Raw genomic sequence first — 23,775 nt, 5'->3', positions numbered from 1 at the left:
GGAGGTCCCCCGTCCGAACGAACCAGCGACCTGTCGTCATGGTTCCGTCATCAACGAATTGTTCGCGTCGGCGCGACGGTCGCCGCGATCACCGCCACATCGACGCGGTCGGAGATCGGGTATTGCGGAGGCGCGCGGTCGCGGCGGAACGATCCGTTACAATGCCTTCGCATCCGGCGGATAGAGCCGGAGTTTGGATGATTTGCCTCGCCTGAAGGGAGTTCCGATGACCGACGCCGAGCCGCGGCGCCAGCCCGCCCGGTCAGAGACCGGCGATCCGCTGCTGTTGACTCCGGGGCCGCTGACGACCTCGAAGTCGGTGAAGCAGGCGATGGTTCACGATCTCGGTTCGCGCGACGAGGCGTTCGTCGCGCTCAACCGGCAGGCGCTGGAGCGTCTTCCGGAGATCGTGCACGGCGAGGGGCGTTACGTCGCCGTGCCGATGCAAGGGTCGGGCACCTTCGCGGTCGAAGCGATGCTGACCACATTCACGCCGAGGGACGGCGTGGTCCTCGTGCTCGTCAACGGCGCCTACGGCCAGCGGGCCAGGCGCATCCTCGACATCGCCCGGCGCGCGGCGATCGTGCACGAGACGGCGGAGGACACGCCGCCGGACCTCGCCGAGGTCGAGCGCATTCTGGTCGCGACGCCGGCGGTCACGCATGTCTTCGCCGTCCATTGCGAGACCACCAGCGGCATTCTCAATCCGATCGAGGCGATCGCCGCGATCGTGGCGCGACAGGGCAGACGGCTGCTGATCGACGCCATGAGCGCCTTCGGCGCGCTGCCGCTCGATTCGCGCACGACTCCGTTCGACGCCGTCGCAGCCTCCGCCAACAAGTGCCTCGAAGGCGTGCCAGGGCTCGGATTCGTCGTCTGCCGGCGCGAAGCGCTCGCCGAGACCGAGGGACGCGCGACGACGCTGACGCTCGATCTCCACGACCAGCACCGGGCGCTGGAAAAGACCGGGCAATATCGCTTCACCCCGCCGATCCATGTCATCGTCGCCTTCCATCAGGCGCTCGAGGAATTTTCCCACGAGGGCGGCGTCCCCGGCCGCGGCGGCCGCTACGCCGGCAACGCGCGCGTCCTGATCGAGGGCATGCGCGCGCTCGGCTTCAGAACGCTGCTGCCCGACGCCCTGCAGGCGCCGATCATCGTCACCTTCCGCACGCCGGACCACCCGAATTTCGTCTTCCAGCGCTTCTACGACGGGTTGAAGGCGCGCGGCTACGTCATCTATCCGGGCAAGCTGACCGTCGCCGATTCGTTCCGCATCGGCTGCATCGGCCGTCTTGACGCCGACCACATGCGCGGCGCGCTGGAGGCGGTGCGGGAGACTTTGGCCGAGATGGACGTCGACCTCACGCCCCGCTGAAGCCGCTCAGGCGTCGGCGGCGGCGAAGGCCGCGTCGAGGATGTCGAGGGCCCGGTCGAACTCGGCGTCGGTGATCGTCAGCGGCGGACACAGGGTCAGGACCTTGCCGCCGCCGACCTTGAAGCTGAGCCCCAGGGCGAGCGCCTCGTAGAGAATGCGATCGGCCCGGGCCGCCGCCGGGCGCCCGGCGTGGTCCTTCACCTCGACGCCGAAGAAGGCGCCGATGTGCCGGACGGCGGCGATCTCCGGGCGGCGCGCGGCGATGGCGTCCAGCCGGCGCCGGCCGGTCTCGCCGAGCGCTCGCGCCCGCGCGCACAGGCCCTCGCTCTCGATCACCGCGAGGGTCGCGAGCCCCGCGGCGCTGCCGAGCGGGCTCTTCTCGTGGGTGTAATGGCCGAGCGCGAGGTGGCCCGCGACGTCCAGGTCGCGGCGCACGACCAGCGCCGCCTGAGGCAGGACGCCGCCGCCGAGGCCCTTGCCGAGGGCGACCATGTCGGGCGTGCAGCCCATCTGCTCGAAGACGTAGACACTGCCGCAGCGCGCCAGCGCCGAGGGGATCTCGTCGAACACGAGCAGCGCGCCGTGGCGGACGCAAGCCTGCTTCACCTTGGCCCAGAAGCCCGGCGGCGGCGGCTCGACCGTCGTCCAGCGCACCGGCTCGGCGATCACGGCGGCGACGTCGCCCTGCACCTCGAGCACGTAGTCGATGTAGTCGGCGAGGCGGTCGGCGGCCCTGTCGTCGTCGCCGAAGAAGCGCCGGGCGAGGCCCGGCGGCGGCACGTGCTCGGCGCCGGGGAGGAGCGGGCCGGCCCCTTTTCGGAACAGCGCCTCGCCGCCGACCGAGATGGCGTCCAGATTGGCGCCGTGAAAGGCGTCCCACATCGAGATCGTCTTGTGGCGCCCGGTGGCGATGCGGGCGAGCTTCAGCGCCATGCCGATCGCCGCCGAACCCGACGGCGCCAGCAGAACCTTGCCGAGCGGCTCGGGCGCGAGGTCGCCGAGCTTCTGCGCGAAGGCGACCGCCTCCTCGCAGGTGAAGCGGCGCGGGCAGAAGGGCAGGCGGTCGAGCTGCGCCTTGATCGCCGCGACGACCGCCGGGTGGCCGTGGCCGAGCTGATGCACGCTGTTGCCGTGGAAGTCGAAGATCCTCCGCCCGCTGCGGGTGGTGAGAAACGCGCCCTCGGCCCCGGTCACCACGTCGAGGCACGGGCTCGACAGCGACTGGTGCAGGAAAACCTCGGCGTCGGCGTCGAGCACGGCGCGGGTGTCCGCGTCGAGGCCCTCGATCCAGCGGGCGCGCAGCGGCGAGGTGTTGACGTCGCCCTCGCTCGCGCCGCCGCTCATGGGATCGGCGCCGCTCAGGGCCGGTCTCCCCGCGCCAGCCGACCCTCGATCTCGTCCAGGATGTCGACGAGATCGGCGACGCTGTCGACGACATAATGGGCGCCGGCGCGGGTGAGCCTGGCGTAGGCGGCGGCGACGCGCGCCTCGTAGTCCTCCTCCGACAGCGCCTCCGTCTCCTCCTCGTCGAGGCCGAAGGCGTTGCCGGTCAGCGCCACGCCGACGCTCCAGGCGCCGGCGTTCAGCCCTTCCTCGATTCCCACCTCCGTGTCGTCGACCTTCACCACCCGCCAGGCCGGCCAGACCTCGAGATCGAGGAAGGTCCGGTACATCATCAGCGGCGTCGGCCGGCCGGCCGGGAGGTCGCCGGCGCAGACGAGATTGTCCGGCGTGTAGCCCTGCTCGGCGGCCAGCGGCAGCAGCGGCGCCATGATCTCGCGGGTGTAGCCGGTGGTCGAGCCGATCTTCAGGCCGAGGGCGCGCAGGCGGGCGATGGTTTCGGCCGTTCCGGGGATCAGGTCGGCATAGTCGGCGACCACTTCGACGTTGAGCGGCACGAACACCCGGTAGATCTCGTCGATGTCGGTTTCGCCGGGCGCGTGGCCGTGGACCGTCTCCCACAGCGCCGCGATGCGCGGCAGGCGGATGACGGCGGCGATGTGGTCGCGCTTGGGCCTGCCCATCGGGCCGCGGGCCTCGGCGATGGTGATGTCGACGCCGAACCTGGCGAAGGCGCGCTGGAACACGCCCATGGGGGCCTTCGAGCCGTAGTCGACCACGGTTCCCGCCCAGTCGAGGACGACGGCGTTCAGATGCTTGTAGGTCATTCAGGCGTTCCCATAAAGTTCGTCGAGGGTTTCTTCGGCGATGGCGAAGGCGGTCGAAGCGCCGGTTCCGCTGGTGACGATGACGAGGCGGATGTCCGGCGCCGGGCTCAGGCGCGCCATCGGTCTGTCGGGGAGCGAGGCGTAGGTCCCCGCCCACCGCTCCACGACCCGCGCGCCCGGCAGTCGCAGGACGGCGTGGAGTTCGTCGAGGATGAGATCGTCGACCGCGGCGGAGGAGAAGGGCGAGGGACTCGACCCGTAATGGTGGCTGTCGCCGACGACGAGGCCGCCGTCGCTTCCCTGCACGGCGATCAGATGCACGCCGTTGGCCAGCGCCTCCGGCTGCTCGGCGGCGAGCCGCGCCCGCAGCGCTTCGGCTTGCGGCAGTTCGGCGTAGCCGAGATAGCGCACCAGGGACTGGTCGGACATGATCGCCGCGGGCAGGCGGAAAGCGGGGTCGGCGGGCATGACCTTGAGCATCTGCAAGCGGCAGCGCCCGACGCCGAGCGCGGCGATCGCGTCGGGAAAGAGCGAGACGAGATCGTCTCCGGGGCACACGACGATGCGCTCCGCCATGAGCGGGCCCTGCGTCGTCGACGCCTTGCCCGGCTCCACGGCGGTCACGACGCAGCGGCGGCGAAAGGCGACGCCCTTCGCCTCTTCCAGCCAGCGGGCGAGCCTCGGCACGGCGTCGCGGCTTTCCACCCGGCGCTCGTGCGGGCTCACCAGCGACCCGGCCAGAGTCCGGGGCGCGAGGACGTCGCCGTAGCGCCGCCGCGTTTCCTCGGCGGAGAGGAGCGCGCAGTCCGCGCCCATTTCCGTGGCGCGAAAGGCTTCGAGCACCGCCATGGCTTCCGGCCGCCGCGCGACCACGACCAGGCCTTCCTGCTCGATGCGAATGCCGGCCTGCGGCGCCGCCTCGAGCCACACGTCCCGGGAGCGTCTGGCGCGCCGCCAGGTGTCGCCGGCCTGCTGGCCGGTGACGGTCACGAATCCGAAATTGCGCACCGAGGCGCCCGACGCCTCGGGGTCGCGATCCGCCACCACGACCCTGAGGCCGCGGCGCGCGGCGGCGAGGGCATGGGCGAGGCCGACGATGCCGGCCCCGACCACGATCAGGTCGAAACGATCCGTCATCGGGCGCGCCACGCCTGCGTGCTGGCGAGGACGCGCGTCAGGACGGCGTGGACGCCGCGCGCCGCGAGGTTGGTGTAGAAGATCAGCATGCACATCGCCGCCGCTGGCTGGATCTGGCCGGCGTCGTCCATGTTGAGCGCCGCGACCGCGGCCAAGGTCGTCGTCGGCGCATAGAGGAACACCACCGCCGACACGGTGGTCAGGGCGTTGACGAAATAGTAGGCCGCGATGTCCAGGCCGGTGGGCAGGCACACCGGCAGGGTCACGCGGGTGAACATGCGCGTCACCGGCTGTTTCAGCGACGCGGCCACCGCCTCGAACTCCCGGTCCATGGCCTTGAGCGCGGTCAGCGCCGTCAGATGCGAGACAGTGTAGAAGTGGGTGATGGTGGAGACCACCAGGATCGCCATCGTCCCGTACAGGAAATTGAACGGATTTGACCTGTCGTTGAAGAAGAAGATATAGGAGAGGCCGAGCACGAGGCCCGGGATGGCCATCGGCAGCATCGCCAGGAAGTGCAGGCCGGTGCGCGCGGCGACAAAGCCTCGCCCCTTCTCCACGATATAGCCGCCCACCAGCACCACCAGCGTGCCGATGATCGCCGTGTAGAGGGCGAGTTGCAGCGAATTGAAGTAGGAGCCCCAACCGCCGCCGTCGACGCCTTCGAACGCGTAGTGCTGGAAGCTCAGCGACAGGTCGTAGGGCCAGAACTTCACCAGCGCGGCGAATTGCGAGACGCCGACGACGAGCAGCAACAGCCCCGCCACCACCGAGCAGAAGGCGAAGGCCGCCCAGTCCAGCGGCCGGTTGGGCTGCGGCGCGTAGGGGACCGCCCGCGCCGTCAGCAACGCCACCTGCCGCGCCGTGACGGTGCGGTCGACGAAGAAGGCCACCACCGCGGGGATCAGCAGAATCACCGACACGACCGCGCCCATGGCGAAATTCTGCTGGCCGACCACCTGCTTGTAGATGTCGACCGCGAGCATGTTGAAGTCGCCGCCGACGACCTTGGGAACGCCGAATTCGGTGATCGTCAGGGTGAACACGACGAACGCCGCGGAGATGAGCCCGTAGCGCGCTCCGGGAAGGGTCACGGTGAAGAAGGTGCGTCGAGGCGTCGTGCGCAGCACGCGCGCCGCCTCGTAGAGGCGCGCGTCGGACACGGCGAGCGCGGTCGAGATGATCAGGAAGGCGTGGGGAAAGGTGAAGAATACGCAGCCCGCGACGATGCCGCCCGCGCCGTAGATCCTGGCCCCGAACATCAGGTCCTTGAGCAGACCCTGATTGCCGAACAGGTAGACGAGCGAGATGCCGGCGAGCAGCGACGGCACCAGAATGGGGACCATGGCGATGGTCCGGAACAGCCCTTTCAGCGGCATCATGGTCCGGCTCAGCCCGTAGGCGAAGCCGAAGGCGAGCAGCACGACGATCGCCGTCGTGATCAGCGACACGGCCAGAGAGTTGGCGATCGACTGGGTGAGCGCCGGATTGCTGAAATAGGCGGCGTAGTTGGCGAGCGAGCGTTGGGTCCCGGCGCGCAGCACGAGGCGGCGCAGATCCTGCGCCGGAACCTCGGCCCATTGGCCGGCCTCGACCGGCTTTCCCGACAGATCGAGCCGGCCGTCGGCCGAGCCGCCGGAAAAGCGCATGCGCACGCTCTTCAGCGGCGCGCCGTCGAAGGCGCGCTTCGGGAACAGCTGGGCGGCGGTGAGCGAATTGGCGCGCCGCGCCTGGTCGACGTCCGACAGCAGGCCGAGCTTGCCCGCCACATCAGCGAGCGTGCCGACCGACGTCGGCCCCTGGCCTGTGTCGACCTGCATTTCCACCGCGGAATAGGCGAAGGCGCGCACCTCCGTCGATTTCCACAGCATGAACAGAATCGGCAGCGCGAGGCTCACCACCAGGTAGAGGCCGATGACCAGCGTGAACACCAGCATCAGCCTGTCGTCGCGCCCGACCTTGGCCCGGATCGCGGGGGCCCGGGCGATCGCCGCGGCGCCGAGGACGGCGTCAGACATGGTTCGCCCCGCTCATGAAGATGCGCAGACGGTCGGCGGGCAGGCACACGTCGATCCGCTTGCCAGGCTGGATCCCGAGCGCGCGCACCGACTCCTGCGAGGTCTGCGCCACCATCGGGCCGGAAGTGAAGTAGTTGAGACTGAGGCGGACTTCGGAGCCCAGGAATTCGGCGTCGCCGACCTCCACCTTCAGCGTGTTCGGCGCGTCCAGCCCGGCGCTCGGATGGGCGCCGAGGATGCGAACGTCCTCGGGGCGAATGGCGACGGTCACCTGGGCCCCCCTGGCCGGCGTGCGGCCGTCGACCGCGAGGCGCACGCCGCCCACCTGCACTTCGTTCTCGTGCGACACGGCGCCGTCGAAGAAGTTCATGGCGCCGACGAAATCGGCGACGAAGCGCGTGGCGGGGTCGTTGTAGATCTCGAGCGGGGTTCCGATCTGCTCGATCACCCCCATGTTCATGACCACGATGCGGTCGGCCATGGAGAGCGCCTCGTCCTGGTCGTGGGTGACCATGATCGTGGTGACGCCGAGGCGCGCCTGGAGCTGCTTCAATTCGTTGCGCAGGTGGATGCGCACCTTGGCGTCGAGCGCGCTCAGGGGCTCGTCGAGCAGGATCAGGCCCGGTCCCGGCGCGAGGGCGCGCGCGAGCGCGACGCGCTGCTGCTGGCCGCCGGAGATCTGCGAGGGGTACTTCTCCCCGTGTTCGGTGAGGCCGATGAGGGCGAGCAGCTCCTCGACCCGGGCGCTGACGTCGCCCCGGTTCATGCCGCGATTCTCGAGGCCGAAGGCGATGTTTCCGCGCACGGTGAGGTTGGGGAAGAGGGCGTAGGACTGGAACACGATGCCGAAGTCGCGCTCCTCCGGCGGCAGGGCGGAAATATCGCGCCCGCCCTGGGTGATGGTCCCCGAGGACTGGATGTCGAGACCGGCGATGGCGCGCAGGAGCGTGGTCTTGCCGCAGCCGGATGGCCCGAGGAAGCAGACGAACTCGCCCTCGCGCACCTCGAGGGAGACCCCCTTGAGCGCGAGAAAGGTCTTGAACCGCTTGGTGACGTTGGTCACGACGAGATAGGGCGGCCGCTCGGGGGCGGCGGCCGGCGCGAGAGCGATGTCGGCGGCGACAAGCGTCATGTCGGAAATCCTTCGCTCGCTGGAACAGCGGCCGGCGAACGGGGCGGCTCGCCGGACCTCGACCCTTTCGCTCCGGCGGCGGCCGGTCGCAGCCGCCCTGCGCCCCTTCAGTTTTTCGCTTCGCTCTTGGCGCCGAAGCGCTTCTGCCACGCGTCGAGAATGTCGGCGCGGTGCGCCGCGGCCCATTCGAAATCGTTCTTCGACAGCTTCGCCTTGATGTCGGTCGGCAGGTTCGGGATCGGCTCCTCGAACGCGGCGTTGCCGAGGATGGCGTAGTACTTGGCGTAGATCTTCATCGCGTCGTCGGAGACCGCCCAGTCGATCAGCTTCCTGGCGTCGTCTTCGTTGGGCGTCCCCTTGACGATCGCCGAGGCTTCGACGTCCCAGCCGACGCCCTCGCTCGGCACGACGACGACCACCGGCGCGCCCTGGCTCATCACCCGGGCGGCGCGGAATTCGAACGAGATGCCGATGGGATACTCGCCGGACGCGGCCAGCGTGCAGGGCTTCGAGCCCGAATGGGTGTAGGTCGCGATGTTCTGGTGCAGGGCCTCCATGTAGGCCCAGCCCTTCTCGTCGCCCATCATCTGCAGCCAGCTCGACACGTCGAGGAAGCCGGTGCCCGAGGAGGCCGGGTTCGGCATCACGATCAGGCCCTTGTACTCGGGCCTGGCGAGGTCCGCCCAGGTCTGCGGAATCGCCAGGTTGCGCTTCTTCATCTCGACCGTGTTGACGCACAGCGCTGCGGCCCAGGCGTTGGCGCCGACCCAGGTCGGCGGCGTGTCCCTGGAGACGAAGCGGGGATCGATCTTGTCGAGCCCCTTGGGGGCGTAGTGCTCGAGCATGCCCTCGTTGTCGAGCAGCTGCAGGGAGGTCGCGGCCGTGCCGAGGACGGCGTCCGCCTGGGGATTGTCCTTTTCCGCAAGGAGCTTGGCGGTGATGATGCCGGTCGAGTCGCGGACCCAGCGGATGTTGACGCCGGGATACCTGTCTTCGAAACTCTTTTTGTAGATCGGCAGAAGGTCCGCCTCGAGCGCCGTGTAGACGGTCAGGTCGTTCGCCAGCGCCGAGCTTGCAAGCAGGGAAAAGACGACAGCGGCGAGACCGCCCAGACGACTGATCATCCCGATTCTCATGAGCCGCATCCTTCCCACAGCCTTGCGCCGCCGCGCCGCTCTCCTGGAGCGGGGCGCCGGACCGGACCTCACCGCCAATTCGATAAGGCTGGCGCTTGAAGGGCGTATGACGGGACACGGGGAAGCGGCGATGGCGGGCGCGCGGCGCAACGACGAGCCGATCCGCCGGCGGCGCCGATCGCGGCGCGGACGCCGAGGGAGCGCGTCAACCGGGCCGCTGTCGCCTCCGGCGGCGAGCGGGCCTCGGCGCAGCGACGCCGCCGCCCGGCGCCGTCCCGCCGGATCTCGTCGGCCGCGATACGAGGAACGAACCGGACGCCGCGACGGCGCCAGCCGCGCGCCTTCTCAAGCCTTGTCGCGTCGCCAGTCGCTCAGTCTCTCGCCGCGCTCGGCGAGCCCGCGCAACAGGGGCGAGACCCGCCAACCGTTTTTCCCCGCGCCCCAGCGGTCGAGGCCCGCGACCACCTCGCGAAGTCCGATCTCGTCCGCCATGAACGCCGGGCCGCCCCGCCAGGCCGGGAAGCCGTAGCCCGCCGTCCAGACGACGTCGATGTCGCCGGGACGCCGGGCTACTCCTTCGGCAAGGATCTCGGCCGCCTCGTTGATCATCGGATAGAGCAGACGCTCGAAGATCTCGCGATCGGCGATCGACTCGCGGCGCGATACGCCGTGGAGGGCGGCAAGCTCGATCGCGAGCGCGGTTCGCGCTTCCGAAGGAAGCCGCGTCCGCCCCTCGTAGCGATAGTAGCCTTCGCCGCTCCTCCGACCGCAGCGGCCGGCCTCGAACAGCGCTCTCGACAGGGCGCGGTTTGCGGGATCGCGGACGGCGCGCGCGCCGACGTCGACGCCCGCCTCGTCGAACATGCCGCTCGGACCGATCGCCATGCCGATCCAGCGCGGGCTTTCCGCGACGCCGTCGATCTGCTCGGGCGTCGCCCCTTCGAGCTGGAGCGCGTCGTTCTCCCGCGCATAGACCGCCGCCATCCGGGCGGCGATGAAGCCGTGGCCGCCCCCGGAGACGACAATGGTCTTGCCGATGCGCTGGGCGAGCTGCACGACGGTTTGCAACGCGTCGGCAGCGGTGTTCGCGCCGCGCGCCACTTCCAGCAGGCGCGCGCCGGGAGACGGGCTGAAGACGCCGAGACAGTCCTGCGGCCGCCCGGTCGCCGCGGCGATCCGGTCGGCGTCGAGCGTCGCGGCGCTGGTCGCGATGACGGCGCCGGCCCTGCAAACTTCGCCGAGCTTGCGCGCGACGTCGAGCGTCATCTCCTCGAACGCCGCTTCGATCACCAGGTCCACATCGCCCAGTTCCGAGATATTGGTCGCGCCCGTGACGAGGCCGGAGCGCCTCGCCGGCTCGCCCTCGCCCAGCCCTCCGCGCGAAACCTGGGCGGCATAGGCCGCGTCGATCGCGGCGCGCCCTCGCGCTAGCGCCGCTTCCGCGGCGTCGACCAGCGTCACCGGGATATTGGCGTCGGCGAAGGCGATCGCGACGCCCGCGCCCGTCGCGCCGGCGCCAAGGACGCCCACCCGGCGGACCTCCCGCGCGCGCACGCCCTCGGGCAGGTCGGGAATGCGCCGCGCCGCGCGCTCGGCGAAGAAGGCGTGACGCAGGGCGCGCGACGCGGGGCTCGCCAGAAGGGCGCGAAACGCCGAGGCTTCGACCGCCTCGCCTTCCGCAAACGGCCGGTGCGCGGCGGCGTCGAGACTGGCGGCGATCGCCGCGAGCGCCGGCAGGTGCGGCTGTCGCGCCGCGTCGGCCTTCAGGTCGGCGAGAATGGGTTCGGCGTCCGCCGTGTCCGGAGGCGAAAGCGCGCTCAGGCGGCGAAGCGCGGCTCCGGATGCAGCGGCGCGGCGAACGGCCTCGCGCGCCGCTTCGCCCGGATTGTCCGCGAGGGCGTCGACCAGCCCGAGCGAACGCGCCTCGTCCGAGGCGATCGGTTTCCCGCCCGTGATCATGCGGGCGGCGGCCTCGACGCCGATCAGCCGCGGCAGGCGTTGCGTGCCGAGCGAACCCGGCAACAATCCGAGCGCGATCTCGGGCATGCCGAACCTCGTCCCCGGATGCGCGATCCGGAGGTGACAGGCCAGAGCCAGCTCGACCCCTCCGCCCAGCACCGTGCCGAACAGCGCCGCCGCGACCGGCCGCGCGGACGCTTCGATGCGCGCCAGCAGGGCGTTGAACGGCGCGGGCGAGAACGACGGATCGGCGAAAGACGCGATATCGCCGCCGGCGACGAAGGTGCGGCCGGCGCATTCGATCGCCAGTCCGGCGAGGCTTCGGTCCGCCTCGAAGGCGTCGAACGCGGCGGCGATGGCGACGATCGTCTCGGGCGACAGCGCGTTGACCGGAGGATTGTCGATCCTCAGGACGCCGAGGTCGCCTTCCCGGATGAGGTCCGCCCGCTTCGGCATCCTGCTTCTCCTCTCGACGTCCGTCCGGTTTCCTTTCACGCGAAGACGATCAATTCGCTTCCCTCCTCGACCATCTGGTCGACGGCGTAGCGAACCTCGGCGACGACCCCGGCCAGGGGGGCGGAAAACGTCAGCTCCATCTTCATCGCCTCGATCACGATCAGCGGCGCGTTCTTTTCGACGACGTCCCCGGGCTGCACCAGAATGCGCACGACCCGGCCCGGAATCGACGCTGTCACGCGGTCGCTGCCGGCCGTCTCGGTCTGCGGCGGGGCGAGCGGATCGTCCCGGACGAGCGTGACGTTCCGGGCGCCGCGAATGACGGTGAACTCCGCGCCGCGGCGCACGACCCGCAGGCGCCGCTTGACGCCGTCGAGCGACAGGTGCGGATCGGTGGGACCCTCGTCCAGGGCCGCACGGGCCGCGCCTTCCGGAAGGTCGACCCGGAATGTTCCGTCCCCCAGCGGGCGCACGCGAACGGCGACCGGCGGCGCGTTGTCCTGACTGAAGTGAAGATCCTGATACCCGTCGCCGTTCATCCGCCAGGCGTCGATCTCGGCCCATGGCGACCAGGGATCGCCGGACGCCCGGGCGCCGGCGGCGATCGCCGCCCGCTCGTCCGCGACGACGGCGAGCGCCGCGGCGGCGAGGGCGACCCCGCCGTCGGCGTCGGGCGCGGCGTCGGGCGCCGGAATCAGGTCCGCGGCGTGACGGGCGATGAACCCGGTGTCGAGCTCCGCCGCGGCGTAGGCGGGATGGTCGGCGATTCTCCGCAGAAGGTCGAGGTTGGTGGCGACCCCCACCACCTCGTAGTCGGCGAGGGCGGCCGCCAGACGACGGACGGCGGCGGGGCGGTCTTCCCCCCAGACGATCAGCTTCGCGATCATCGGATCATAGTGCGGCGTGATCCGGTCGCCTTGCGCAACGCCGGTGTCGACGCGCACTTCGCCCGGCTTCTCGGCGGGCTGTCGCAGGTGGCGCAGGGTTCCGACCGCGGGCAAAAAGTCCCGCGCCGGATCTTCGGCGTAGACCCGCGCTTCGATCGCGGCGCCACGCAGGCGGAGCCGCTCGGGGCCCAAGGGCAGCGGCTCTCCCGCGGCCACGCGAATCTGCCACTCGACCAGATCGAGGCCGGTCACCATCTCGGTGACGGGGTGCTCGACCTGCAGGCGGGTGTTCATCTCCATGAAGTAGAAGGCGTCGCCCTCGGCGATGAATTCGACGGTGCCGGCGCCGACGTAGTTCACCGCGCGCGCCGCCGCGACGGCGGCCTCGCCCATCGCCTTGCGCCGCTCCGGGCCGATGCCGGGCGCGGGGGCTTCCTCGAGAACCTTCTGATGGCGTCGTTGTAGCGAGCAGTCGCGCTCGAACAGGGAGACGCAGGCGCCATGGGTGTCGGCGAAGACCTGAATCTCGATGTGACGCGGTTGCGTGAGGTATTTCTCGATCAGGACGCGGTCGTCGCCGAACGACGCGAGCGCCTCGCGCTTCGCGCCCGCGACGGCGGCCGCGAGCGCGTCGGGCGCGGCGACGATGCGCATGCCCTTGCCGCCCCCGCCGGCCGACGCCTTGATCAGCACCGGATAGCCGATCTCGGCCGCCGCGCGCGTCAGCCGCGCGAGGTCCTGCGCCTCGCCGTGATAGCCCGGCACGAGCGGCACGCCGGATCGGGCCATCAGCGCCTTGGACTCGGCCTTCGATCCCATCGCGCGGATCGCCGCCTCGGGCGGCCCGATGAAGGTCACGCCCGCCGCCGCACAGGCGGCCGCGAAGTCGGCGTTCTCCGACAGAAAGCCGTAGCCGGGATGGATGGCTTCAGCGCCGGAACGGGCGGCGACGTCGAGAATCGTGTCCCGCGCGAGGTAGCTTTGCCGCGCCGGCGCCGGGCCGATCGGCCAGGCCTCGTCGGCGAGTCTGGTATGGCGCGCCCCGGCGTCCGCCTCGGAATAGACGGCGACCGTGGCGATCCCCAGCCGGCGCGCGGTGGCGATCACCCGGCAGGCGATCTCGCCACGGTTGGCGATCAGGATTTTACGAAACATTGTGCTCAGCCCTCGTCCCGTCGCCTGCCGTCACATCCGGAACAGCCCGAAGCGCGTCTCCGGGATCGGCGCATTCAGGCTGGCGGAGAGGCCCAGAGCCAGAACGCGGCGCGTGTCGGCCGGGTCGATGACGCCGTCGTCCCACAGGCGGGCGCTCGAATAGTACGGATGACCCTGCGTTTCGTACTGGTCCCGGATCGGCGCCTTGAACGCCTCCTCGTCCTCGGCCGACCAGACGCCGCCGCGCGCTTCGATCCCGTCCCGGCGCACCGTCGCCAGCACCGAGGCGGCCTGCTCGCCGCCCATCACCGAGATCCTGGCGTTCGGCCACATCCAGAGAAAGCGCGGTCCGTAGGCGCGGCCGCACATGCCATAATTGCCGGCGCCGAAGCTGCCGCCGATGATGATGGTGAACTTGGGCACGGCGGCGGTCGCGACCGCCGTCACCATCTTGGCGCCGTCCTTGGCGATGCCGCCGGCCTCGTATTTCCTGCCGACCATGAAGCCGGTGATGTTCTGCAGGAACACCAGCGGCACGCCGCGCTGGGCGCAGAGCTCGATGAAGTGCGCGCCCTTTTGCGCGCTCTCGGAAAACAGGATGCCGTTGTTGGCGACGATGCCGACGGGGTAGCCCCACACATGCGCGAAGCCGCAGACCAGAGTCTGACCGTAGAGGCGCTTGAATTCGTCGAATTCGCTGTCGTCCACCAGCCGCGCGATCACCTCGCGGACGTCGTAGGGCGTGCGGCGATCGGCCGGAACGACGGAATAGACGTCCTCCGCGGCGTAGCGCGGCGGGGCAGGGCGGCGCAGTTCGACCGGCGGCCGCTTGACGACGTTCAGGCTCGCCACGATCCGGCGCGCGATGCCGAGCGCATGCGCATCGCTTTCCGCGTAATGGTCGGTCACGCCGGAATGGCGGCTGTGCACGTCGGCGCCGCCGAGCTCCTCGGCGCTGACCACCTCGCCGGTCGCAGCCTTCACAAGCGGCGGCCCGGCGAGGAAGATCGTCCCCTGATTCCTGACGATGACGGTCTCGTCCGACATCGCCGGGACGTAGGCGCCGCCCGCGGTGCACGATCCCATCACGACCGCGATCTGCGCGATTCCCTGCGCCGACATGTTGGCCTGATTGAAGAAGATGCGGCCGAAATGATCGCGTCCGGGAAACACCTCGTCCTGGTTGGGCAGGTTGGCGCCGCCGCTGTCGACGAGATAGAGGCATGGCAGGCGATTCTGCTGCGCGATCTCCTGCGCGCGCAGATGTTTCTGCACGGTGACGGGAAAATAGGTGCCGCCCTTCACCGTCGCGTCGTTGGCGACGATCATGCACTCGCGTCCCGCGACCCGTCCGATGCCGGCGATCAGGCCCGCCGAGGGCGCCTCCCCGCCGTACAATCCGTGGGCCGCGAGTTGCCCGATCTCGAGGAATGGCGAGACCGGGTCGATCAGGGCGCGAACCCGGTCGTGGGGCAGGAGCTTGCCGCGCGCCAGATGCTTCCTGCGGGCGTCTTCGCCGCCGCCGAGACGGACGCGCTCGACCGTGTCGCGAAGGTCCGCGACCAGCCCGCGCATCGCCTCGGCGTTGGCGCGCGCCTCAGGCGAATGAAGGTCGACGGCGGATTCAAGCGTCGGCACGGGCGTCCCTCTTCTCGTGGTCTTGCGTAACCGTCACAGCAGGCTCTCCTCGACGCGGGCGGTGAGGTCGCTGCGGCTGCCGAGCGGCGCGAGCCAGGCTGCGATCATGGGCATCTCGTATTCGTAGAAATAGCGGCAGGCGACGCCTTTGCCGCGACGGACCGGATCGTCGCCGTCGGACGAGGCGGCCGTCAGGGCCATGTCGAGCCAGAGCCAGCCGACCGCCAGATGCCCGAAGGCGAACAGGAAGGGCGTGGCGTTGGCGAGCGCCCGCGCCGGGTCCTCCGACCGGGCTTCCGCGCGCGCCAGGGCTTCGATCCGCCGGGCCTCGCCGAGGAGGATCGCGGCGAACGGTCCGAGGCCCTCGATCTTCGCCGCCTCCGCCGCGGTCGCGCGCACTTCCTCCAGGAACACGTCGAAGGAGCGGAAGCCGTCGAACAGCATCTTGCGCCCCAGGAGATCGAGCGCCTGGATGCCGGTCGTGCCCTCGTGGATCGGGTTGAGGCGATTATCGCGGTAGATCTGCTCGAGGTCGAAGTCGCGGGTGTAGCCGTAGCCGCCGTGAATCTGGATCGCGTGGTGGTTGGCGACCAGCCCCATTTCCGACGGCCAGGTCTTCGTCACCGGCGTCAGCAGATCGAGCAGCGCCTTGGCTCGCGTCCTTTCGCTTTCGTCGCCTCCGTGCTCGGCGAGGTCGACGAGCTTCGCCGAATAGAGGCACAGCGCCAGCGCCCCCTCGGCGATCGCCTTTTGCGCGAGCACCATCCGGCGCACGTCGGGGTGCTGGAGAATCGGGACGGGCGCGCCCTCGGCCTTGCGGCCGAGCGGCCGGCCCTGGCGGCGCTCGGCGGCGTAGGCGCGCGATTGCAGGTAGCCGCGGTAGGCGAGCGCGGCGGCGCCGAGCCCGACGTTGATGCGCGCCTCGTTCATCATCTGGAACATGATCCGCATGCCGTCGCCCGCTTCGCCGACGAGCCAGCCGAGCGCGCCTTCGCCGCCCTCGCCGAAGTTCAGCAGACAGTTCGGGATGCCGCGGTAGCCCATCTTGTGGTTGAGGCCCGCCACGACGACGTCGTTGCGGGCGCCGCCGAGCGTCTCGGGCAACACGGTCGGGACGACGAACAGCGAATTGGCCTTGGCGCCGGGGGGAAGCCGCCCGTCGGCGCCGGGAATTTTGGCGAGCACGAGATGGATCGTATTGCCGACGATGTCCTGTCCGCCGCCGGAGATCCACATCTTGCGGCCCGCGAGCCGATAGCGGCGCCCGAAAGCGTCGTCGCCGTCCGGCGTCGCCCGCGTGACGATGTCGCCGAGCGACGATCCGGCGTCGGGCTCGGAGAGACACATGGTCCCCAGCGCCTTGCCCGCGAATTGCGGGGCGGCGAAGGCTTCGATCTGCGCCGGCGTTCCGAAGCTCGTCAGGACACGCGCATTGCCGGTCGAGAGCATGGCGAAGCCGGAGGCGGCAATGTTGGCCGCCATCATGTTCGCGGTCACGGCGGTCGCGACCGTCGCCGGAAGCTGGAGGCCGCCGTGCTCGGCATCGACGGTCGCGAGCTGCAGCCCGGCGTCGAGGCAGGCGCGGACCGCGTCGGCGATCCGGGGCTGAACCAGCACGCGCCCGTCCTCGGTCAGGCGCGGCTCCTCGCGATCGCCGATCTTGTACGCAGGCAGGAACGCGTCGCGCGCGATCCGCTCGCCGAGGTCGAGAATGGCGCGATAATCCTCGGCGGTCTGGCCGGAGAAGCGGTCCAGCCGGGCGAGGCTCGTCACATCGAGCCAGTCGAACAGGAGAAACTCGAGATCCTCGCGGCTGATGACGTCCATAGTCGTTTCCTCGGGTCCTTGGCGAGATCGCCCGGCAGGCCCCGCCGCCGAAGCCCTCGGCGCCAGGCGTGGCGAGACTGGCCGGCCTCGTCTCTCGCTCCGCTTCCGGCTCTGCGCAGCCGGGCCTTTCTGGTCACGCCGTTCTCGGACCGTCAAGGCAGGTCGGCCGGGCGCGGCCAGAGACCGCCCTCCGCCCACGCGGCGGCTTCGTCGAGCGACAGCGGAGCGCCGCTTCCGCCCGACCGCGACGGGTCGGTATTGCGATAACGACGAAGCTCCAGCCGACCGATCTGGTTGCGATGCACCTCGTCGGGACCGTCGGCCAGGCGCAGGAGGCGCGTGGTCGCGAAGGCGGCGGCCAGGAAGTGGTCGTTGTTGGTGCCGCCGCCGCCGAAGACCTGGATCGCCCAGTCGACGATCCTTTGCGCCATGGTCGGCGCGACCACCTTGATCATCGCGATTTCCTGCCGGGCCGCCTTGGCGCCGACGGTGTCCATCATGTAGGCGGCCTTGAGGGTCAGGAGGCGCGCCTGCTCGATCATGATGCGCGCCTCGGCGATGCGCTCGAGCGTCACCGTCTGCTCGGAAATGGCCTTGCCGAAAGCGACGCGGTTCTCCGCCCGCCGGCACATCCGCTCGAGCGTGCGCTCGCTCAGGCCGATCAGGCGCATGCAATGGTGGATCCGCCCCGGGCCGAGCCGCCCCTGAGCGATCTCGAAGCCGCGCCCCTCGCCGAGCAGGATGGCGTCGGCAGGTACGCGGACGTTGGTGAAGCTGACCTCGGAGGCGCGGTCGGGCACGCCGTAGAAGCCGAAGACCGGCAGCGATCGGACGACGCGCACGCCCTCGGTGTCCTTGGGCACGAGAATCATCGACTGGCGCCGGTGCCGGTCGGCGTTCAGAGGGTCCGTCTGGCCCATGAAGACGATGATCTTGCAGCGCGGATCGGTCGCGCCGGTCGTGTACCACTTGCGGCCGTTGATGACGTAGTGGTCGCCGTCACGCACGATGCTGCTCTCGACGTTGGTGGCGTCGGAGGACGCCACGTCCGGTTCGGTCATCGCGAAGGCGGAGCGGATCCGGCCTTCGAGCAGGGGCGTCAGCCACCGCTCCTTCTGCGCCTCCGTGCCATAGCGCAGGATGGTCTCCATGTTGCCGGTGTCGGGGGCGCTGCAGTTGAACACCTCGGGGGCGAGGTGGGAACGGCCCATGATCTCGCACAGAGGGGCGTAGTCGAGATTGGTCAGGCCTCCGGCCTCGTGCGCCGGCAGAAACAGATTCCACAGGCCGGCCCGGCGCGCGATCGGCTTCAGGTCCTCGACGACGGGCAGCGTCTTCCACGGCCCGAGCCGCTCGGCCTCCTGATAGTAGCGCCGTTCGTTGGGATAGATGTGCTCGGCCATGAAGCTCCGGATGCGCGCGGCGAGGTCCAGGCTGCGGGCGCTTTGCGTGATGTCCAAGTCGAACTCCTCGTTGCGGCGGCGCGGGGCGAGCCCCCGCCCGCGGCCGACCGTCATTGACAGGCAAGATCAGCCCCGGTATTGTCCTTCAAAATTGTAGGACGAAATTCGTCGCCAGTCTATGGCTTGCAAGCCTGCGGTTTGCAAGCCGGCCCGTCTCGAAGCCGCCGGGGACCGGGCAAGACCGACGAGGGCGGCAAAAACGGGAGGAACGACATGATGACCACGCCCAACCGAGGCTTGGCGGCGATGGCCGCCGCGATCGCGATCGCCGCCGCCGCGCCCGCCCGGGCCGCGGACGCCGACCCGGCGATCCTTTCGACCATCGACGCCGCGATCGGCGCCATCAATTCCGGCTCGGTCGCGGATTTGCAGGCCGTTTTCACCGAAGCGCCGAGCGCGATCGTCGACGATTTCGCGCCCTTCGCCTGGAGCGGCAAGTCCGCGGTCGCCGCTTATGCGCACGACCTGCAGGCGGTCCTGACGCAGTACAAGATCACCGACTGGCGCTTCCAGCGCCAGACGCCGCGCTATCTGTTCGCCACCGACACCCGCGCGGAGGCGATCATCCCCGCCTCGTTCCCGTTCGTGCTCGGCGGCAAGCCGCAAAGCGTCGCCGCCGACTGGGTCTTCGTCCTCGACAAGCAGGACGGCAAATGGAAGATCGACGTGATGTCCTTCGGCGACACGCATCACACCCTCCTCCCCTGAAGACTTGCGACGGACGAGGGCGCGACGGCGTCCTCGTCTCAGACGCGCTTGCCGTTCCCGTCGTAGCGATGCCAGCCGCGCCCGGCCTTGCGGCCGTTGTAGCCGGCGGCCACCATCTGGCGCAGCAGCGGCCGCGGCAGGAAGCGCTCGCCATAGGCCTGGTGAAGGATTTCGTGGACGCTCAGCGACAGGGAATTCTGGGTGTTGTCCATCAGTTCGAACGGGCCGATCGGATGGCCGAGGCCGAGCTTGCAGGCGGCGTCGAGATCGGCCGGCGAGCACACCCCCTCTTCGACCAGCCGGATCGATTCGATCACCAGCGCGTGCAGCAGGCGATTGACGGCGAAGCCGACGACGTCCTTCACCCGGATCGGCGCCTTGCCGATCGCCGTCAGGGTCTCCGCCACCGATTCGACGAAGCTCGCGTCGGTGTCAGCGGCGGGGATGACCTCGACGAGGCGCATGCGCGACACCGGCGAGAAGAAATGCGTCCCGACGAAGCGCGCCCGGCGCGCCTCGGCGACCGAAGCGCTGAGCGTCGTGATCGAGATCGACGAGGTGTTGGAGGCGAGGCCGGCGCCGGGCGGCAGGATCGCGTCGAGGCGGCGGAAGACGTCGCGCTTCAGGGCCTCGTCCTCGAACACCGCCTCGACGACGAGATCGCGGTCGCCATAGGCGTCGAGTCCGTCGGCGACCGTCAGGTTGCGCCGGGCGGCTTCCGCCGCTTCCGCCGTCCAGAAGCCGCGCGGCAGGCCGCGATCGAGCACGCCGTGGAGCCGCTCGATCGCGCGCTCCGCGGCGTCGCGGCTCTGGTCGGCGAGCAGGGTCGGATGGCCGCCGAGGGCGAAGACGAGCGCGATCTCGGAGCCCATCATGCCGGCGCCGACCACGCCGATGGTGTGAAACGCGCTCATCTCCAGTCCTCCCCGATCGTTGCGGCCCGGCTATTGCCGCGCCGTCGTGCCGCCGTCCACGACCAGCACCGTTCCCTGGCAATAGGTCGATTCGTCCGAGCCGAGATAGAGGCAGGCGTAGGCCATCTCTTCCGGCGTCCCGGGGCGCTTCATCGGCGTCAGGCGCTCGGCCGTCTGCGGGTCGTCGAACATGCCGAGCACGGAAGCGACCATCGGCGTGGCGATGAAGCCCGGGGCGATGCAATTGCAGCGGATGTTGTCGTCGCAATAGGTGATCGCGATCGAGCGGGTGAGGTTGATCGCGCCGCCCTTGGCGGCGGTGTAGGTGTGGGCGACCGGAAGGCCCTGGATGCCGGAAATGCTGGTCACGTTGACGATCGCGCCGCCGCCCTGCGTCTTCATCTGCGGAATCGTCAGCCGACACATGTGGAACAGCGAATCGAGATTGATGGCCATCACCTCGGCCCATTTCTCGGGGGTCGTGTCGTCGACCGGGCCCATCGAACCCGGGCTCTTCTCAAGCCAGGAATAGCCGACGCCGGCGCAATTGACGAGAATGTCGATCCGGCCATAGGCCGCGAGCGCCGCCGCGACCGCCTTTTCCGCCCCGGCCGAGGTCGAGAGATCCGCCGCGACCACGACGCCGTCGCCGCCGGCCGCCTTCACCTCGGCGAGCGTCTCGTCGAGATTGCTTTGGGTGCGCGAGACGCCGACGACCTTCGCGCCTTCGCGCGCAAACAGCGTCATGCAGGCGCGCCCGACTCCCGTCCCCGCGCCGGTGATCAGCGCGACCTTTCCCTTCACCCGGTCCATGCGTTCCTCCCTGGGTCGAAGTGCGGGGTCCCCATCTGGACATTCCCATCGCCCGACGTTATTGTATGAAAAAGTTGTAGGACATGGAAGCGGAAAAATCCGCGGGCGCGAACGAGGGAAGGCGACGACCATGAGAGCCGCTGTGTTTCACGAACTGGGCAAGCCGTTGCAGATCGAGACCGTCGCCAGGCCGCAGGCCGGGCGCGGCGAGATCGTGCTGAAGGTCCATTATTGCGGAATCTGCGGCTCCGATCTGCACGCGACCCACCCCGGCGTGTTCGTCGTTCCCGACGGAACGATCCTCGGCCACGAGTTCGCGGGCGAGATCGTGGAATCGGGCGCTCCCGACTGGAAGGTCGGCGAGATGGCGACCGCGTTGCCGAACAACGCCTGCGACGACTGCCGCAGGATCGGCCTGATGAAGTGCAAGGACGACATGGGCATCATGTGCCCGAAGAACACCCTGACCGGCTTCCACCCCTCGTTCCAGGGCGGCTACGCCGAGTATGTGAAGTTCAGCTGCACGGAGGCGCTGCGTCTGCCGTCCGCGGTCAAGAGCCGCGAGGGCGCGGCGGTCGAACCGCTAGCCGTCGGGCTCCATGCGGTGAACCGGGGCAAGGTGGCGCTCGGCGAACGCGTGCTGATCCTCGGCGGCGGGCCGATCGGGCTCGCGACCGCGGTGTTTTCGAAGCTCGCCGGCGCCCGCGACGTGATCGTCAGCGAGTACGCGCCGGCGCGGCGCGAAGCCGCCGGCGCGATGGGCGCGACCGGCGTGATCGACCCCTCGAAGGAGAACGTTGGCGAGGCGTTCGCCCGCCAGGCGGGCGGCCCGCCGGACGTCATCTTCGAATGCGTCGGCGTCCCGGGCATGATCCAGAAGGCGGTCGACCTGTCGCGAACCTGGGGCCGGATCGTGGTCGTAGGCGTCTGCATGGTCGAGGACACCGCCATACCCATGTCGGCGATCTTCAAGGAGACGAACATCCAGTACGTTCTGGGTTACGGCCGTCCCGACTGGCGTCTCGTGCTCGACCTGCTCGAAGCCGGGCGCGTCGACCCCAGGCCGATGATCACCGACGTCGTCGCGCTCGACGCGCTGCCGGCCGCCTTCGAAGCGCTGCGCAAGCCGGACACGCAGATCAAGGTCATGGTCCGCCCTCACGACTAAGGTTCGAGATTGTAGGGCAGGAGTGTTCCTTGATTCGTCCGGGAACGGCCTCTAAGCAGGCCGGGGTATTTCCTTCGCGCCTGGGACGCCCTGGCCGGAAGATGGGACGCGGCACCATGGACATCGAAGGCCGCGACGACGCCGTCGCGCACCCCCGGCGGGACGCCAAGAGCGAGGCGGCCGCCGAGCGCGCCGGCATGACCTCGCCCGATCGGGTGGTGGACTCGATCGTTCGGGCCATCCGCGCGGGCGTGTACGTCCCGGGGCAGAGGCTGATCGAGGCCGATCTCACCCGCGACTACCAGGTGAGCCGAGGCCCGGTGCGCGAGGCGCTGAAGCGATTGGCGGCCGAAGGGGTCCTGACCCTGACGCGCCACCGCGGCGCCTATGTGCGGGCGCTGTCGCGCGCCGAGGTGCACGACAGTCTCATGGTGCTCGAAGTGCTGGTCGGCCTGATGGCCAAGCTCGCCGCCAAGCGCATCGCGGAGGGCGACAACGCGGACACCATGCGGGAAGCCTTCCGCCGCCTGCTGGCCTTCCGCAACGACGGCGGCACCGCCGCCTTTCTCGACGAACGACGCAGCTTTTACGATACGATCCTGAAGATCGGGGGCAATCACGAACTGCAGCGCATGCTGCCGCTCATGCAGATCCATCTGCTGCGCATGCAGTTCCAGGCCTACATCACGCCGCGCGATCGCGGAAAGCAGTTCGCGGAATACCAGACCATCACCGACACGATCCTGTCGGGCGACGGCCTGCGCGCGGAGAAGGTGGCGGCGTTGCACGTCAGACGCACGCGCCTGAGCCTGATGCGCCTGCCGGACGAGGCGTTTCCAGCCGTGCGGGCGACGGAGTAGCGGGATGACGATCGTGATCGCCGGCGGCACCAAGGGGATCGGACTGGCGATCGCGACCGCGTTCGCGCGCGACGCCGGCGACGCCTTTCTCGGCTACCACAGCGACGAGGCGGCCGCCCAACGCGCCGCCGAGGCGGTCGCGGCCGCCGGCGGACGGCCGCACCTGGTCAAGGCCGACGCCGGAACCCCCGAAGGCTGCGCCGCGCTCGTCGAGGCTGCGCGCAGCGCAGGCTGCGGCATCGACCAGCTCGTCCATTGCGCGGTCGACGCCTATGCGACGACCACGCTCGACGCCGACCCCGAACGCTTCGCGCGCGCGGTCACGACGAACGGCGTGAGCCTGCTGTTTCTCGTCCAGGCGGCGCTGCCGCTGATGCGGCGCGGCTCGACCGTGTTCTACCTGACGAGCCGCGGCGGCCGCATCGTCGTCGCCAATTACGCCGCGGTCGGCGCCGCGAAAGCGCTGGCCGAGAGCCTGATGCGCTACCTCGCCGTCGAACTCGCGCCCAAAGGCATACGGATCAACGCCATCGCGCCGGCGATCGTCGAGACCGACGCCGTGCGCGCCCTGTTCGGCCCCGGCGCCGGCGAACTCGTGCGCGCCTCGGCGAGCCACAATCCGTCCGGCCGCGGCGTGGTCGACAGCGACTACACCAATCTCATGCGCTGGCTCGCTTCGCCCGAGGCGGAGTTCGTTCAGGGGCAGGTGATGTTCGTCAACGGCGGCGCCAACCTGAGCGCCTGACCGGCGGATGGCGGCCTTGTTCCGTCATCGCCAGGAGCCCGAAGGGCGACCCATCATCGCGAGGCGCCCGAAGGGCGACCCGTCCTCGCGAGGAGCCCGAAGGGCGACGCGGCGATCCAGGGGCAGCCTGCGCGGACGTTGAATGGAAGCAGGGCGCGCCGCAAGCTGCGCCATTCGCCAGGCCCGCCGTGGATCGCCACGCTTCGCTCGCGA

The 23,775-nt window shown here is 69.9% G+C and carries 18 protein-coding genes; 5 read left to right on the top strand and 13 right to left on the bottom strand.

What is annotated here, in order from left to right:
• Positions 1 to 226 precede the first annotated feature (226 nt).
• Positions 227 to 1,378, top strand: coding sequence for a 2-aminoethylphosphonate--pyruvate transaminase (locus DFR50_RS02500; RefSeq protein WP_113887609.1), 1,152 nt, complete (start codon positions 227 to 229; stop codon positions 1,376 to 1,378).
• Between the two features lie 6 nt (positions 1,379 to 1,384).
• Here the strand turns inward: DFR50_RS02500 and pbfA are convergent, their stop codons facing one another.
• The 11 genes from pbfA to DFR50_RS02445 all read right to left on the bottom strand — a co-directional run bounded on the left by pbfA (position 1,385) and on the right by DFR50_RS02445 (position 18,351).
• Positions 1,385 to 2,722: a (R)-1-hydroxy-2-aminoethylphosphonate ammonia-lyase gene (pbfA, locus tag DFR50_RS02495; RefSeq protein WP_113887608.1), complete on the bottom strand. Its 1,338-nt coding sequence runs from the start codon at positions 2,720 to 2,722 to the stop codon at positions 1,385 to 1,387.
• Between the two features lie 14 nt (positions 2,723 to 2,736).
• The gene (gene phnX / locus DFR50_RS02490; RefSeq protein ID WP_113887607.1) at positions 2,737 to 3,546 is read right to left on the bottom strand and encodes a phosphonoacetaldehyde hydrolase; all 810 of its coding nucleotides are present in this window, start codon (positions 3,544 to 3,546) and stop codon (positions 2,737 to 2,739) included.
• Complete coding sequence (locus DFR50_RS02485) at positions 3,547 to 4,683, bottom strand: TIGR03364 family FAD-dependent oxidoreductase (protein WP_113887747.1); 1,137 nt, start codon at positions 4,681 to 4,683, stop codon at positions 3,547 to 3,549. It lies immediately after the preceding gene.
• The gene (locus DFR50_RS02480) at positions 4,680 to 6,620 is read right to left on the bottom strand and encodes a putative 2-aminoethylphosphonate ABC transporter permease subunit (RefSeq protein WP_210208789.1); all 1,941 of its coding nucleotides are present in this window, start codon (positions 6,618 to 6,620) and stop codon (positions 4,680 to 4,682) included. Before DFR50_RS02480 ends, DFR50_RS02485 begins: the two co-directional genes overlap by 4 nt.
• 73 nt (positions 6,621 to 6,693) lie before the next feature.
• A complete protein-coding gene (locus DFR50_RS02475; RefSeq protein ID WP_113887605.1) occupies positions 6,694 to 7,833 on the bottom strand; it encodes a putative 2-aminoethylphosphonate ABC transporter ATP-binding protein in 1,140 nt (379 codons plus the stop codon).
• A 107-nt stretch (positions 7,834 to 7,940) separates the two neighbouring features.
• Positions 7,941 to 8,969, bottom strand: coding sequence for a putative 2-aminoethylphosphonate ABC transporter substrate-binding protein (locus DFR50_RS02470; RefSeq protein ID WP_245427263.1), 1,029 nt, complete (start codon positions 8,967 to 8,969; stop codon positions 7,941 to 7,943).
• A gap of 345 nt (positions 8,970 to 9,314) precedes the next feature.
• Positions 9,315 to 11,384, bottom strand: a complete 2,070-nt coding sequence (locus DFR50_RS02465) for a 3-hydroxyacyl-CoA dehydrogenase NAD-binding domain-containing protein (RefSeq protein ID WP_113887604.1) — start codon at positions 11,382 to 11,384, stop codon at positions 9,315 to 9,317.
• Positions 11,385 to 11,419: 35 nt separating this feature from the next.
• On the bottom strand, positions 11,420 to 13,426 hold the full coding sequence (locus DFR50_RS02460) for an acetyl/propionyl/methylcrotonyl-CoA carboxylase subunit alpha (protein ID WP_113887603.1): 2,007 nt from the start codon (positions 13,424 to 13,426) through the stop codon (positions 11,420 to 11,422).
• 30 nt (positions 13,427 to 13,456) lie between these two features.
• Positions 13,457 to 15,001, bottom strand: a complete 1,545-nt coding sequence (locus tag DFR50_RS02455) for a carboxyl transferase domain-containing protein (protein ID WP_210208788.1) — start codon at positions 14,999 to 15,001, stop codon at positions 13,457 to 13,459.
• Between the two features lie 96 nt (positions 15,002 to 15,097).
• Entirely contained in the window at positions 15,098 to 16,891 is a 1,794-nt protein-coding gene (locus tag DFR50_RS02450; protein WP_113887601.1) for an acyl-CoA dehydrogenase, read from the bottom strand.
• 152 nt (positions 16,892 to 17,043) lie between these two features.
• Entirely contained in the window at positions 17,044 to 18,351 is a 1,308-nt protein-coding gene (locus DFR50_RS02445; RefSeq protein ID WP_281015840.1) for an acyl-CoA dehydrogenase family protein, read from the bottom strand.
• Positions 18,352 to 18,567: 216 nt separating this feature from the next.
• Between DFR50_RS02445 and DFR50_RS02440 the strand changes: the two genes are divergently transcribed.
• Positions 18,568 to 19,062: a hypothetical protein gene (locus tag DFR50_RS02440; RefSeq protein ID WP_113887599.1), complete on the top strand. Its 495-nt coding sequence runs from the start codon at positions 18,568 to 18,570 to the stop codon at positions 19,060 to 19,062.
• A gap of 38 nt (positions 19,063 to 19,100) precedes the next feature.
• On the opposite strand, the gene DFR50_RS02435 is transcribed toward DFR50_RS02440, so the two are convergent.
• A complete protein-coding gene (locus tag DFR50_RS02435; RefSeq protein ID WP_113887598.1) occupies positions 19,101 to 19,976 on the bottom strand; it encodes a 3-hydroxyacyl-CoA dehydrogenase family protein in 876 nt (291 codons plus the stop codon).
• Between the two features lie 30 nt (positions 19,977 to 20,006).
• Complete coding sequence (locus DFR50_RS02430; RefSeq protein ID WP_170153017.1) at positions 20,007 to 20,789, bottom strand: SDR family NAD(P)-dependent oxidoreductase; 783 nt, start codon at positions 20,787 to 20,789, stop codon at positions 20,007 to 20,009.
• A gap of 130 nt (positions 20,790 to 20,919) precedes the next feature.
• Here DFR50_RS02430 and DFR50_RS31195 point away from each other — a divergent pair, with 130 nt between their 5' ends.
• From DFR50_RS31195 to DFR50_RS02410, 3 genes are all read left to right on the top strand, one after another.
• Positions 20,920 to 21,957, top strand: coding sequence for a zinc-binding dehydrogenase (locus DFR50_RS31195; RefSeq protein ID WP_170153016.1), 1,038 nt, complete (start codon positions 20,920 to 20,922; stop codon positions 21,955 to 21,957).
• Between the two features lie 116 nt (positions 21,958 to 22,073).
• Positions 22,074 to 22,817 carry a GntR family transcriptional regulator gene (locus DFR50_RS02415; protein WP_170153015.1) on the top strand — a complete coding sequence of 248 codons (744 nt, stop codon included), beginning with the start codon at positions 22,074 to 22,076 and terminating at the stop codon, positions 22,815 to 22,817.
• A 4-nt stretch (positions 22,818 to 22,821) separates the two neighbouring features.
• On the top strand, positions 22,822 to 23,562 hold the full coding sequence (locus DFR50_RS02410; protein ID WP_113887594.1) for an SDR family oxidoreductase: 741 nt from the start codon (positions 22,822 to 22,824) through the stop codon (positions 23,560 to 23,562).
• Positions 23,563 to 23,775 lie beyond the last annotated feature (213 nt).

Source organism: Roseiarcus fermentans, assembly GCF_003315135.1.
Lineage (GTDB): Bacteria > Pseudomonadota > Alphaproteobacteria > Rhizobiales > Beijerinckiaceae > Roseiarcus > Roseiarcus fermentans.
Note: the sequence above shows the minus strand (reverse complement) of the source record. Positions and strands in the feature narration are given on the sequence as shown.

Coding starts and splice junctions, on each gene's coding strand:
- DFR50_RS02480 (WP_210208789.1), bottom strand. CDS start 6,620: ATGCTGGTGTTCACGCTGGTCATCGGCCTCTACCTGGTGGTGAGCCTC.
- DFR50_RS02440 (WP_113887599.1), top strand. CDS start 18,568: ATGATGACCACGCCCAACCGAGGCTTGGCGGCGATGGCCGCCGCGATC.
- DFR50_RS02455 (WP_210208788.1), bottom strand. CDS start 15,001: ATGCGCGGGCTGGTCGCGGACCTTCGCGACACGGTCGAGCGCGTCCGT.
- DFR50_RS02430 (WP_170153017.1), bottom strand. CDS start 20,789: ATGGACCGGGTGAAGGGAAAGGTCGCGCTGATCACCGGCGCGGGGACG.
- DFR50_RS02470 (WP_245427263.1), bottom strand. CDS start 8,969: ATGAGAATCGGGATGATCAGTCGTCTGGGCGGTCTCGCCGCTGTCGTC.
- DFR50_RS02410 (WP_113887594.1), top strand. CDS start 22,822: ATGACGATCGTGATCGCCGGCGGCACCAAGGGGATCGGACTGGCGATC.
- DFR50_RS02485 (WP_113887747.1), bottom strand. CDS start 4,683: ATGACGGATCGTTTCGACCTGATCGTGGTCGGGGCCGGCATCGTCGGC.
- pbfA (WP_113887608.1), bottom strand. CDS start 2,722: ATGAGCGGCGGCGCGAGCGAGGGCGACGTCAACACCTCGCCGCTGCGC.
- DFR50_RS02450 (WP_113887601.1), bottom strand. CDS start 16,891: ATGGACGTCATCAGCCGCGAGGATCTCGAGTTTCTCCTGTTCGACTGG.
- DFR50_RS02500 (WP_113887609.1), top strand. CDS start 227: ATGACCGACGCCGAGCCGCGGCGCCAGCCCGCCCGGTCAGAGACCGGC.
- phnX (WP_113887607.1), bottom strand. CDS start 3,546: ATGACCTACAAGCATCTGAACGCCGTCGTCCTCGACTGGGCGGGAACC.
- DFR50_RS02415 (WP_170153015.1), top strand. CDS start 22,074: ATGGACATCGAAGGCCGCGACGACGCCGTCGCGCACCCCCGGCGGGAC.
- DFR50_RS02460 (WP_113887603.1), bottom strand. CDS start 13,426: ATGTTTCGTAAAATCCTGATCGCCAACCGTGGCGAGATCGCCTGCCGG.
- DFR50_RS02435 (WP_113887598.1), bottom strand. CDS start 19,976: ATGAGCGCGTTTCACACCATCGGCGTGGTCGGCGCCGGCATGATGGGC.
- DFR50_RS02465 (WP_113887604.1), bottom strand. CDS start 11,384: ATGCCGAAGCGGGCGGACCTCATCCGGGAAGGCGACCTCGGCGTCCTG.
- DFR50_RS02475 (WP_113887605.1), bottom strand. CDS start 7,833: ATGACGCTTGTCGCCGCCGACATCGCTCTCGCGCCGGCCGCCGCCCCC.
- DFR50_RS31195 (WP_170153016.1), top strand. CDS start 20,920: ATGAGAGCCGCTGTGTTTCACGAACTGGGCAAGCCGTTGCAGATCGAG.